This is a genomic window from Blattabacterium cuenoti (assembly GCF_014252435.1).
GTDB lineage: Bacteria > Bacteroidota > Bacteroidia > Flavobacteriales > Blattabacteriaceae > Blattabacterium > Blattabacterium cuenoti_X.
The window spans coordinates 68,767-81,099 of record NZ_CP059220.1; the positions used below are offsets into that span (position 1 = coordinate 68,767).

A 12,333-nucleotide genomic window follows, 5' to 3' on the forward strand; every position below is an offset into this window, starting at 1 on the left:
TTTTAAAAAAAAAAAGATATCCTAATAGATGACGATGAAAAAAAAATTCATAAAATAGAAAAACATTTTTTTCAAATTATGAAAACATTAGGTTTAAATATGAATAATAATAGTCTTAAAAAAACTCCAAATAGAGTAGCAAAAATGTTTGTAAAAGAAATGTTTAGTGGATTAAACATCCAATCTTTATCTAATTTATCCGTATTTGAAAATGAATACAAATATAAACATATGTTAATAGAAAAGAATATTACAGTTTATTCTACTTGCGAACATCATTTTCTTCCTATCATTGGAAAAGCTCATGTTGGATACATTTCAAATGGAAAATTAATAGGATTATCTAAAATAAATAGAATTGTCAATTTTTATGCAAAAAGACCCCAAATACAAGAGCGTTTGACAATTCAAATTGTTAATTACCTCAAAAAAATATTAAAAACAGAAGATGTAGCTTGTGTTATAAATGCAAAACACTTATGTGTAAATTCCAGAGGGATAAGTGATATCGATAGTATAACTGTAACTACTGAATTATCAGGCTCTTTTCAAAAGAATATAAAAAAACAAGAAGAATTTTTCTATCACATTCGAATATCTTGAAAAAAGCAACGTACTATGTATCATAATGATTTAATCATATATAATTCTATAAATAAAAAAAAAGAAATTTTTCATCCTATTCATAAAAAATATGTAGGAATTTATGTTTGTGGTCCGACAGTATATAATCATATTCATTTAGGTAATTGTCGTACTTTTGTTTTTTTTGATGTTGTTTATCGGTATTTGAAACATTTAGGTTATCAAGTTCGTTATGTAAGAAACATCACTGATGTTGGTCATTTAGAAAATGATAGACAATCCTATCAAGATGATAAAATTATTAAAAGATCACGAATAGAAGGTCTTGAACCTATGGAGATTGTTCAAAAATATACTATTTCTTTTCATAATTTTTTGAGAAAATTAAATCTCCTTCCTCCTAATATAGAACCTACTGCAACAGGACATATTATAGAACAAATAGATATAATACAACAATTGATTTGTAAAAAAATAGCATATATATCAAATGGATCAATTTATTTTAGTTTAAAAAACTATACGAAATTATATACATATGGTATTCTTAGCAAGAATAAAATACAAAATCTTTTTAATAAAAAAACTCATTTCTCTAATGAAAAATACAGTTATCAAGATTTTTGTCTTTGGAAAAGATCAATTCATAATCATATTATGAATTGGAACTCTCCATGGGGTATTGGTTTTCCTGGTTGGCATATAGAATGTTCAACCATGAGCACAAAATATTTAGGAAAAATTTTCGATATTCATGGAGGAGGTTTAGATTTAAAATTTCCACATCATGAATGTGAAATTGCTCAATCAGTTGCTTTCTATAATGATGAAAATTGTTTTGCACGTTATTGGATGCATACAAATATGTTAACTTTCAATGGACAAAAAATGAGCAAATCTGTAGGTAATACAATAACATTAAAAGATCTCGTTGAAAAAAAAAATATTTCACCAAATGTAATAAAATTTTTTATTTTACAAACTCATTATAGAAATGTTTTAAATTTTTCTGAAAAAAATTTATTAAACGCAAAAAATGGATTAAATCGTATTATAGAATCTATCCAAAAACTACAAAGTTTTGATGAAAAAAACATGTTAGAAAATAATAATAATTTTAATGTATTTATATGGATTAAAAAATGTTATTATGCCATTAATGATGATTTTAATATCCCTTTATTAATTTATTACTTATTTCAAGCTACACGTGTTATTGATTCATTATCAATTGAAAATATGAACAAATATTATTTTAATTTTTTTAAAAGTTATATAATTTATTTTGTTTTTCATATTTTAGGAATTCAAAATGAAACAAAAAATAATTCAGATAAAAAATTACAAATACTTATTGAAAAAATACAACATATTCGACAATACTTCAGAATGCAAAAAAATTGGATCATTTCAGATAAAATAAGAGAAGAACTAGGTTCTATAGGAATTTTATTGAAAGATAAAAAACTATTTTAATTGTAAAAAAGAGTCTTCAAGATCTTTTATAAGATCTGAAACATTTTCTATTCCAAGAGATAAACGAATAAGTGAATCTTTGATACCTGATGAAATTCTAATTTTACTAGGTATAGATTTGTGAGTCATGGTAGCTGGATGACAAATTAAACTTTTTGTTCCTCCTAAACTTTCTGCTAATTTGAATATTTTAGTAGATTCAACTATTTTTTTTGCTGCATTAATCGAATCATTTTTGAGACTAAAAGAAACAATTCCTCCAAAATATCGTTGTTGTTTTAAAGCAACTAGATGATTTTTATGGTAAGATAATCCTGGATAATAAACAATATCTATAATAGAACTTCTTTTTTTATCTAAAAAAGTAGCAATTTGAAATGCATTGTGAGATTGTTTTTTAATACGAAGAAAAAGAGTTTGAATACCCCTGATAACTAACCAAGAATCCATAGGAGATAATACTCCTCCTGTTGCATTTTGAATATATTTTAAATTTTCGTATAATTTTTTATGTTTTACAGTAACCAATCCGGCTAATACATCTGAATGTCCAGATAAATATTTAGTAGCACTATGTATTACTATATCCGATCCTAGTTGAAGAGGATTTTGAATAACAGGAGATGCAAATGTATTATCAACAACAAGTAAAATATCTTGATTAATTTTTTTAGATTTTTTACTTATTTCTTTTATATCAGATATTTTTAAAGTTGGGTTAGTTGGTGATTCCAACCAAATCAATTTAGTTTTTACAGAAATTGATGATATGATTTTATGTATATCAGTTGTATCTACAAATTTAATTTGTATACCTAATTCTTTATATAGGTGTAACAAACGAAATGTTCCTCCATAAATATCATCTACAGCGATGATTTCATCTCCATATTTTAATATTTTGAATATAGAATCAATAGCAGCTAAACCTGAAGAAAAAGCTAAACTAGAATATCCATATTCTAAATTAGTAATCAAATCTTCTAATATTTTTCTAGTAGGATTATTCGTTCTTGTATAATCAAATCCTTTATGAACACCAGGTGATTTTTGAACAAAAGTTGAAGTTTGATATATTGGGGTTGAAATAGATCCAGTAAGAGGATCTGATAAAATATTTTGAATAATTTTTGTTTCTTCCTTCATTATAAAATAATTATCACAATATCAAATACAAATTTACTCTTTTACTATATTAACTCAAAACATGATGATAAAGTTCATATTTCTAATAATATTCACAATCCTTTATAAAAAAAATATTAAATTTGTTTAATACTTTCTTATTGTATATGTAAGTAAATGAACTTAAAAAAGTTAATTCAATTTCTATTGTTTTTATTTTTTATAAAATTTTTATTATTTGCTAATAATGAAAATCAGAAAGATAATAATATAAAGAAAGAAAAATTGAATATTTCTAATGTGATTACTGAACATCTAGGAGATTCCCATGAATGGCTTATAATCAATATAATGAATAAAAAAATATCAATACCTTTACCAATTGTATTATGGAACAATGGATTTGAATTTTTTACTTCTACTGCATTTTTTAAATCAAATGTAATAAAAGGAAAACATGGATATTATAAAATGTTTTCTGATAAAATATACAACACTAATAAAAACGGAAAATTATTGATAGATAAAAAAGGAATTCCATGTAATAGAAAACCTTTAGATTTTTCTATGACAAAAAATGTAGCATCCATATTTTTATCTTCTATTATTTTATGTTTTATTTTTTTGAAAATGAAAAAACGTTATAAATACAATCAAATAAGATGGAAATTAGGAATTTTTCTTGAAGCAATAATTTTATTTATACGTGATGAAATTGCCATTCCATATATTGGAAAAAAAAAATATAAAAAATTTTTTCCATTCTTATTAACATTTTTTTTCTTTATATTGATTAATAATATAATGGGTCTTATTCCAAATTTTCCAAATGTTACAGGAAATATTAATATTACACTTGCTTTATCTCTAATAATGTTTTTTGTGACTAATATTAATGGAAGTAAAAGTTATTGGAAACATACTTTTTTGATGCCAAATGTTCCAAAACTAATTAAGTTGATTTTAATACCTATTGAATTGATTGGCATATTCATACGTCCATTCACTTTGGCAATTCGTTTATTTGCTAATATTACAGCTGGACATATTATTATTTTAAGTTTTATTTGTCTTATTTTTATTTTTAAAAATATATTTGCAATTGGTTTTTCCATTACATTTAGTTTGTTTATATCTATATTGGAAATCATGGTTTCGTTTTTACAGTCTTTTATTTTTACAACAATATCTGCTTTACTAATTGGTATGTCTATTAAAAATTATGAAAAACAAATTCAACAAAAATAAAAAATATATATTATGATGGATATAGATTTAACTTATTCAGGAATAGCATCTATAGGAGCTGGTTTAGCTGTTTTAGGTGCTGGATTAGGAATTGGAAAAATTGGAAGTTCAGCTATGGAATCTATTGCTAGACAACCTGAATCATCCGATAAAATACAAAATGCTATGATTATTGTAGCAGCTTTGATTGAAGGAGCAGCTTTATTTGGAATAGTAACTGCATTATTAGCAGTTTTTAAATAAAAAATAAGTCATGGATTTAATATCTCCTTCTTTTGGATTGGTATTTTGGCATTTCATTATATTTTCAATATTAATATTGTTTTTATCTAAATACGCTTGGAAACCAATTATGGATTTTATTGAAAAAAGAGAAAAAAAAATCCGAATATCTATCGATAAAGCAGATAAATTAAAAGTAGAATTAGAACAAATACAAATCCAAAAAAATGAAATTTTAAAAAGTGCTTATATCGAAAAAACACATCTTTTAGAAGAAGCTATACGTATAAAAAAAAAAATGGAAAATGAAGGTTTAATCAAAAAACAAAAGATTGTTAATAGTGCAAAAAAAGTAATTGCAAAAGAAAAAAAAATAGCATTCCATCAATTGAAAAATGAAATAGGATCTATTTCTATTGAAATAGCAAAAAAAATACTGCAAAAAAAGTTAAATAAAAATAAAAAACAAGAAGAATTGATTAATTCAATTCTAGATAAATTTTATTAAAAATTTTTTTTAAAATACCATGTTTCTTGAAAAAATAATCAAACATTATGCATTCATATTATTTGAAAGTAGTATCATGTTAGATAAAAATTTTTATAAAAAAATAAAAAAAGTATATCAGATGTTTTCTCATGAAAAATTCATGAAAAAAATAATGTATAATGCATTTTTAACTTCTGATGAAAAGATATCAATTTTTAAAAACTCTAGTTTGAATCCTTTCCTTTTTCATTTTATAAAAATTTTAATTTTGCAAAAAAGAGAATTATTATTTTTAGATATTTTAAAACGATATATGATAATATATGAAGAAAATATACAAAATATAATACAATGTGTTATTATTACTTCTATTCCTATAAATGAAAAACTTCAACAAGTTATTCTAAAAAAAGTAGATTTTTATAAAAAAGTGACATTCCATGTAAAAAATAAAATTGATCAATCTATTATCGGTGGATTTTTACTAAGAATAGGATATAAAGAATTAGATTTTAGTATTAAACGTCAGTTAGTTATTTTTGAAAAAAAATTCAAGTGAAAAGTTATTAAATTAAATACATGTCAGATCTAAAATATTCCGAAATTGCGTCCATACTTAAAAAGAAATTATCTGATTTTCAATTTGAATCAAAATTATCTGAATATGGAATTGTAGTTCAAATAGGAGATGGAATAGTAAGAGCTTTTGGTCTTAATTCATCATTTTATGGAGAATTGGTTGAATTTGATTCCAATATTAAAGGAATTATTCTAAACCTAGAAGAAGATCATGTTAGCATTGTATTACTTGAATCATCGAAAAATATTAAAGAAGGTGATATAGTACAAAGAACGGAAAAAACTTTTACATCAAAAGTAGGAGAAGGAATGCTAGGACGTGTGATTAATGTTTTAGGAGACCCTATTGATGGAAAAGGACCAATATCTGGTGAATTATTTGAAATGCCTTTAGAAAGAAAAGCTCCAGGTATAATTTATAGAGAACCAGTAAATGAACCACTACAAACTGGGATAAAATTTATAGATTCTATGATTCCAATAGGTCGTGGACAACGAGAGTTAATTATTGGAGATAGACAAACTGGTAAAACTACAATAGCTATTGATACAATTATTAATCAGAAAAAATTTTTTAAAAAAAATAATTCTATATATTGTATTTACGTTGCAATTAGTCAAAAAGCTTCATCAATAGCAAGAATTCAAAAAATTCTTGAAAAAGAAGGAGCGATGTCCTATACTATTATAGTATTTTCTAGCTCATCGGATCCAGCTTCTATGCAAGTTTATGCTCCATTTTTTGGTACTTCTATTGGAGAATATTTTCGTGACACCGGAAGATCATCTTTAATTGTTTATGATGATTTATCAAAACATGCTGTTTCTTATAGAGAAATATCTTTATTATTAAGAAGACCACCTGGACGAGAAGCTTATCCAGGTGATGTTTTTTATTTACATTCTCGTCTTCTAGAACGTTCATCTAAAATAATAAAAGATAATAACATAGCTAAAAAAATGAATGATATTCCTAACTCTATAAAAGATAGAATAAATGGAGGAGGATCTTTAACTGCATTACCTATTATTGAAACCCAATCAGGGGATATATCTTCTTACATACCTACTAATGTTATTTCTATTACAGATGGACAAATTTTTTTAGAAAAAGATTTGTTCAATGCAGGAGTTCGACCTGCTATTAATGAAAGTATATCGGTTTCTCGTGTAGGAGGAGCAGCTCAAATTGATTCTATGAGAAAAATATCTAGTACTCTTAAACTAGATCAAGCTCAATTTAAAGAATTGGAATCTTTTTCCAAATTTGGATCGGATTTAGATTCATCTACTATGAAAATTTTAAAAAAAGGAAAAATCAATATGGAAATTTTAAAACAATCACCACATAATCCATATGATATAGCAGATCAAATTGCAATTATTTATGTTGGTATTAATAATTTATTAACAAGTATTCCTATTGAAAAAATTTCTTTTTTTGAAAAAGATTATCTTTTATTATTAAATGAAAAATATACAAATATTTTAGATTCTATAAGAATTGGAATATTAAATGAAAAAATCAAAAAAATACTAGAAAAAACCGCATTAGAAGCAATCAAAAAATATTTAGTAGAAAAATAATATTTATTTTATGTCAAATTCAAAAGAAATCAAAAGAAAAATTGTTTCAATGGACTCTGTTATAAAAACAACAAATGCTATGAAAATGATTTCTGTTGTAAAATTGAAAAAAATAAAAATTAAAATACGACATATTCAAATATATTGGAACCATATCAAATCTATATTTATAAATATTTTATTTTTTAAAAAATTAAATAAATCGTGGAATAATAGTAAATATTTTATAAATAAAAAGTTGAACAAAAAATTGTTCATTGTTTTTTCTTCTGAAAAAGGGTTATGTGGTTCATTTAATTCATCAATATTTGATCAAATTGATGATATCATTCAAAATAATCGTTGCATTCATTATCAATGTTCATTTATTCCTATTGGAAATAAAGTTATAGATTTTTTATCAAAAAAATATGAAAAACATATTTTTCATTCCATTGAAAAATTTTCATTAAAAAATGATACAAATTTTATTCAATCTATTATTAATTATTTTTTTCAAAATTTTCATTCTGTATATGTAATATACAATAAATTAAAAAATTCTTTAAATCAAAATACAATTGTAGAAAAAATACTTCCAATTTCTATTAGTGATTTCTTAATAAAAAAAGAAGATCATATACCACCTATTTTAGAACCTAATCAAGAATATTTCATAGATTATATGATACCGAAATTTATACAATTAAAGTTAAAAAAAATATTTTTAGATTCTTCTTATGCAGAAAATACTTTACGAATGATTTCTATGCATAAAGCTTCAGAGAACGCTTCTAATATAAAAAAAAAATTAATATTAGATTATAATAAGGAAAGACAAAACATTATAACTAAAGAAATACTTGAAATTATAGGTGGTCTAGAATCTTTAAAAAATAAAAATTAATAAAAAATTAATTTTAATTAATATGAAAAAGATATTAACAGGAATTCGAAGTACAGGTACACCTCATTTAGGAAATATTTTAAGTGTAATTAAACCGTCAGTATCCATTGCTAATAAAAATAAAAAATATTTTTCATTTATATTCATAGCAGATTTACATTCATTAATAAAAAAAGAAAACATAAAAAATATTAAAAATAATGTTTATCAAATAATTTCTGCATGGTTAGCTTTTGGATTAAATATAGAAAATTGTATTATTTATAGACAATCTGACGTTACAGAGGTGACCGAATTAGCATGGTATCTTAGTTGTTTTTTTCCTTATCAAAGACTTACTTTAGCACATGCTTTTAAAAATGCAATTCAAGAAAAAAAAAAAAGTCAAATCAATGTTGGACTATTTACTTACCCTATATTAATGGCTTCTGATATTTTACTTTATGATGCCGAAATTATTCCTATAGGATTAGACCAATTACAACATATTGAAATTACACGTCGCATAGCTGGTTATTTTAATCAAAAAATAGGTAAAAATGTATTTTTGATCCCTAATGCTTTTTTAAAAAAAAAAACGATGTTTATTCCAGGTACAGATGGAAAAAAAATGAGTAAGTCTCAAAATAATTATATTAATATATTTTCTCCATATCATGATTTAAAAAAACAGATAATGAATATTCATACAGATAGTAAATCATTAGCAGATAAAAAAAATCCCGAAATAAATACTATTATATCAATATACCAGTTAATTGCACCTTCAAGTAAAGTACTAAAAATGAAAAAAAAGTATATCAAAGGAGGTTATGGGTATTTAGAAGCTAAAGAAGCCTTATATGAATATATCATTCAACATTTTGCAAATGAAAGAGAAAAATTTTTCAATTTTATGAAAAAAAAATCTTTTTTAGAAAAAATTTTAATTTCAGGTGCTTATAAAGCAAAAAATATAGCTCATAAAAAGTTAGATATTATTAGAAAATGTTTCAATTTTAATTCTTTATTAAAAAATTAACTCAAAAAAAAGTCATATTGATATAATAATATTTTTTGGAAAAAATCAGTAAATTTATGTGAAATATTTTTATATTATGGATACTAATAATCAAAAAAATGTTGAAAAAAAAGATAATTTTTCCGAAAACAAATTAAATAATCAATGTAATAAAAAAAAAACGGAAAGTATTGAATTTTTTCAAAAAAAATTAGAAAAAGAAAAAGAAAAATTTCTACGTTTATTTGCGGAATTTGAAAATTATAAAAAACGTATTCAAAAAGAAAAATTTGATATTTTTAATATTATTCATGAACAGATTATTGTTGATATTATTCCTGTATTAGATGATTTTGAAAGAGGAATTAAAGAATTAAAAAAATATAAAGATAAATTTTTAATAAAAGGAATTTTACTTATACAAGAAAAACTTATAAAGGTTTTAAAAGAAAAAGGATTGGAAAAAATACAAACCAAAAAAGGAGATAAATTTAATACTGATTTTCACGAAGCGGTTTCTCAAATTCCTTCTGTTACAAAAGATTTAAAAGGAAAAATAATAGAAATTATAGAAAATGGATATTTATTAAAAGAAAAAGTTATAAGACATGCTAAAGTTATTACCGGAAAATAAGAGTATAAATAACGATAATTTTTTTTATTCATGATACAAAAAGACTATTATCAAATATTAGATATTTCTAGAAATGCTTCTTCTGATGAAATTAAAAAAGCGTATCGAAAACTAGCAATCAAATATCATCCAGATAAAAATTTAGATAACAAAAAAAAAGCTGAAGAGAAATTTAAAGAAGCAGCTGAAGCTTATGAAGTATTAAGTAATCATGAAAAACGACAACTTTACGATAAATATGGTCATTCTGGAATAAAAAATAGTAGTAGCGGTTCATCAGGAATGAATATGGAAGATATATTTGCAAATTTCGGTGATATTTTTGCTGATGCATTTGGAGATAGTTTTTCAAATTTTGGATTTGGTCGTAGTAATAGCCATCAATCAATAAAAGGAAGTAATTTGAGGATTCGAGTTAAACTTTCTTTAGAAGAAATAGCGAATGGAGTAGAAAAAAAAGTAAAAGTAAAAAGATTAAAAGTTGCAAGTGGAGTAAAATTTAAAAATTGTGTTTCTTGCAATGGTTCTGGACAAATTATACGTATTACTAATACTATTCTAGGAAGAATGCAAACCTCTTCTCACTGCCATATATGTTCTGGAACTGGAAAAAATATTGAAAATAAACCAAGAGGATCAAATCAACTAGGGTTAATTAAAGAAGAAGAATTAGTCAATATAAAAATTCCTGCAGGTATTACAGAAGGAATACAATTAAAAGTTACTGGAAAAGGAAATCAAGCTCCATTTGGAGGCATTTCTGGTGATCTTATTGTTTTAATTGAAGAAAAACCTCATTCTATACTGAAAAGAGAAGGACATAATCTTCATTATGATCTATATATATCATTTCCAGATGCAATATTGGGATCATTAAAAGAAATTCCAACTATAAATGGAAAAGCAAGAATCAAAATAGATTCTGGTACACAATCAGGAAAAACGCTTAGATTAAAAAATAAAGGATTACCTAATATAGATGGATATGGAAGAGGTAGTTTGTTTATACATGTTAATGTATGGACTCCCAAAAAAATCAATGAAGAACAAAAAGAATTTTTTGAAAAAATCAAACAAGATAAAAATTTTATTCCACACCCAAAAAATTCGGAAAAGTCTTTTTTCGATCGTGTAAGAGAAATGTTTTCTTAAAAAAGAAAAGAAAAATAATAACTCAAATAGTGAAAAAAATTATCAAATTTCTCAAAAAATCGATATATGAATAAAAATAAAAAAAAATATCCATTAAATAACTGATCATCATTATTTCAGTTTTGTTAATACTTCTATTTCTGAATAAAATATGAAAAAAGTAGTTGTAGCGCTTTCAGGTGGAATAGATTCTAGTGTAGCTGCTTTAATTCTCAAAAAAAAAGGATATCAAGTAATTGGTTTATTTATGGATAATTGGGATGAAACGAATTTGATCAATTGTACATGGAAAAGCGACAGCATTGATGCTATGATAATTTCTAACCAATTAAATATTCCATTTCAAATTATAAAAATGAAGAAAGAGTATAAAAAATATGTAGTAAATTATATTTACCGAGAATATCAATTGGGAAAAACACCTAATCCAGATATTTTATGTAATAAAGAAATTAAATTTCACTTATTTTTGAAATTATCTATTGATTTAGGGGCTGATTTTATTGCTACTGGACATTATGTATATAAAAAATCAACAATAAAAAATAACAAAAAAATATATCGTCTTTTCATGGGTATAGATTCAAATAAAGATCAATCATATTTTTTATGTCAACTGAGCCAATATCAATTAAAAAGATCTTTATTTCCATTAGGAAAATTAACAAAAGAACAAGTACGAAAAATTGCAAAAAAAAATGGCCTAAATAATTATAATAAAAAAGATTCTCAAGGAATTTGTTTTATTGGAAAAATTAATTTATCTCATTTTTTATCACAAAAAATACCATTAAAAAAAGGAGAAATCATATGTATAAGTGCTCATTCTCCAATATATCATCAAAAAGTTACATTTTCTTCTTTAGAAGAAAAATTGTTTTTTTTATCCAAAAAAAAACAATACAAAAAATCAGATGGAAAATTAATTGGATACCACCAAGGTGCACATTTATTTACTAAAGGACAAAGAAAAGGAATATCTTTAGGAGGATATTCATCTCCTCAATTTGTTCTCGATACTGATATCAAACAAAATATTATTTATACAGGATTGGGAAAAAATCATCCTGGTCTTTATAGAAAAATATTATTTATTAATGAAGAAAATATTCATTGGATAAGAAATGATCTGATTTTATTTGAAGGAGAAAAAATGAATGTATTTTGTAAAATTCGTTATAGACAACCATTACAAAAATCAATTTTACATAAGATGAAAAAAGGTATGTTTATCGAATTTGACCATTTACAATGCGCAATATCAGAAGGACAATTTGTTGTATGGTACATTAATAATGAATTAATAGGATCAGGGGTTATATCTTAGATAAAAAAATTATATTAATTTT

Annotated in this window: 12 protein-coding genes and 1 pseudogene; 12 read left to right on the forward strand and 1 reads right to left on the reverse strand. The window is 23.6% G+C overall.

The genetic code is table 11. The features are described 5' to 3' along the window. Positions 1–9 precede the first annotated feature (9 nt). A pseudogene (gene folE, locus H0H35_RS00300) lies at positions 10–603 on the forward strand (GTP cyclohydrolase I FolE); the annotation flags it as partial. 15 nt (positions 604–618) lie between these two features. Next, complete coding sequence (cysS, locus tag H0H35_RS00305) at positions 619–2,061, forward strand: cysteine--tRNA ligase (RefSeq protein WP_185882984.1); 1,443 nt, start codon at positions 619–621, stop codon at positions 2,059–2,061. Here cysS and H0H35_RS00310 read toward each other — a convergent pair. Further along, positions 2,053–3,207 carry a trans-sulfuration enzyme family protein gene (locus H0H35_RS00310; RefSeq protein ID WP_185882985.1) on the reverse strand — a complete coding sequence of 385 codons (1,155 nt, stop codon included), beginning with the start codon at positions 3,205–3,207 and terminating at the stop codon, positions 2,053–2,055. The genes cysS and H0H35_RS00310 overlap by 9 nt on opposite strands. Positions 3,208–3,363: 156 nt before the next feature. On the opposite strand from H0H35_RS00310, the gene atpB reads away from it, so the two are divergent. The 10 genes from atpB (at position 3,364) to mnmA (ending at position 12,311) form a co-directional block, all read left to right on the forward strand. Further along, a complete protein-coding gene (gene atpB / locus H0H35_RS00315; protein WP_185882986.1) occupies positions 3,364–4,434 on the forward strand; it encodes a F0F1 ATP synthase subunit A in 1,071 nt (356 codons plus the stop codon). A gap of 15 nt (positions 4,435–4,449) precedes the next feature. Further along, the gene (atpE, locus tag H0H35_RS00320; RefSeq protein ID WP_185883166.1) at positions 4,450–4,677 is read left to right on the forward strand and encodes an ATP synthase F0 subunit C; all 228 of its coding nucleotides are present in this window, start codon (positions 4,450–4,452) and stop codon (positions 4,675–4,677) included. Between the two features lie 10 nt (positions 4,678–4,687). After that, positions 4,688–5,164: a F0F1 ATP synthase subunit B gene (gene atpF, locus H0H35_RS00325; RefSeq protein WP_185882987.1), complete on the forward strand. Its 477-nt coding sequence runs from the start codon at positions 4,688–4,690 to the stop codon at positions 5,162–5,164. 19 nt (positions 5,165–5,183) lie between these two features. Beyond that, positions 5,184–5,705, forward strand: coding sequence for a F0F1 ATP synthase subunit delta (locus H0H35_RS00330; RefSeq protein ID WP_185882988.1), 522 nt, complete (start codon positions 5,184–5,186; stop codon positions 5,703–5,705). A gap of 20 nt (positions 5,706–5,725) precedes the next feature. Beyond that, on the forward strand, positions 5,726–7,312 hold the full coding sequence (atpA, locus tag H0H35_RS00335) for a F0F1 ATP synthase subunit alpha (protein ID WP_185882989.1): 1,587 nt from the start codon (positions 5,726–5,728) through the stop codon (positions 7,310–7,312). A 10-nt stretch (positions 7,313–7,322) separates the two neighbouring features. After that, positions 7,323–8,198, forward strand: a complete 876-nt coding sequence (locus H0H35_RS00340) for a F0F1 ATP synthase subunit gamma (RefSeq protein WP_185882990.1) — start codon at positions 7,323–7,325, stop codon at positions 8,196–8,198. 22 nt (positions 8,199–8,220) lie between these two features. After that, positions 8,221–9,219, forward strand: a complete 999-nt coding sequence (trpS, locus tag H0H35_RS00345) for a tryptophan--tRNA ligase (protein WP_185882991.1) — start codon at positions 8,221–8,223, stop codon at positions 9,217–9,219. Between the two features lie 76 nt (positions 9,220–9,295). Next, positions 9,296–9,832 carry a nucleotide exchange factor GrpE gene (locus H0H35_RS00350; protein WP_185882992.1) on the forward strand — a complete coding sequence of 179 codons (537 nt, stop codon included), beginning with the start codon at positions 9,296–9,298 and terminating at the stop codon, positions 9,830–9,832. 30 nt (positions 9,833–9,862) lie between these two features. After that, positions 9,863–10,984, forward strand: coding sequence for a molecular chaperone DnaJ (gene dnaJ, locus H0H35_RS00355; protein WP_185882993.1), 1,122 nt, complete (start codon positions 9,863–9,865; stop codon positions 10,982–10,984). A gap of 151 nt (positions 10,985–11,135) precedes the next feature. Continuing rightward, positions 11,136–12,311, forward strand: a complete 1,176-nt coding sequence (mnmA, locus tag H0H35_RS00360; RefSeq protein ID WP_185882994.1) for a tRNA 2-thiouridine(34) synthase MnmA — start codon at positions 11,136–11,138, stop codon at positions 12,309–12,311. Positions 12,312–12,333: the final 22 nt, after the last annotated feature.

What these genes read in the sequence shown, in the direction of transcription:
- trpS (WP_185882991.1), top strand. Translation starts at nt 8,221, where the DNA reads ATGAAAAAGATATTAACAGGAATTCGAAGTACAGGTACACCTCATTTA.
- mnmA (WP_185882994.1), top strand. Translation starts at nt 11,136, where the DNA reads ATGAAAAAAGTAGTTGTAGCGCTTTCAGGTGGAATAGATTCTAGTGTA.
- dnaJ (WP_185882993.1), top strand. Translation starts at nt 9,863, where the DNA reads ATGATACAAAAAGACTATTATCAAATATTAGATATTTCTAGAAATGCT.
- cysS (WP_185882984.1), top strand. Translation starts at nt 619, where the DNA reads ATGTATCATAATGATTTAATCATATATAATTCTATAAATAAAAAAAAA.
- H0H35_RS00310 (WP_185882985.1), bottom strand. Translation starts at nt 3,207, where the DNA reads ATGAAGGAAGAAACAAAAATTATTCAAAATATTTTATCAGATCCTCTT.
- atpE (WP_185883166.1), top strand. Translation starts at nt 4,450, where the DNA reads ATGGATATAGATTTAACTTATTCAGGAATAGCATCTATAGGAGCTGGT.
- H0H35_RS00330 (WP_185882988.1), top strand. Translation starts at nt 5,184, where the DNA reads ATGTTTCTTGAAAAAATAATCAAACATTATGCATTCATATTATTTGAA.
- H0H35_RS00340 (WP_185882990.1), top strand. Translation starts at nt 7,323, where the DNA reads ATGTCAAATTCAAAAGAAATCAAAAGAAAAATTGTTTCAATGGACTCT.
- atpB (WP_185882986.1), top strand. Translation starts at nt 3,364, where the DNA reads ATGAACTTAAAAAAGTTAATTCAATTTCTATTGTTTTTATTTTTTATA.
- atpF (WP_185882987.1), top strand. Translation starts at nt 4,688, where the DNA reads ATGGATTTAATATCTCCTTCTTTTGGATTGGTATTTTGGCATTTCATT.
- H0H35_RS00350 (WP_185882992.1), top strand. Translation starts at nt 9,296, where the DNA reads ATGGATACTAATAATCAAAAAAATGTTGAAAAAAAAGATAATTTTTCC.
- atpA (WP_185882989.1), top strand. Translation starts at nt 5,726, where the DNA reads ATGTCAGATCTAAAATATTCCGAAATTGCGTCCATACTTAAAAAGAAA.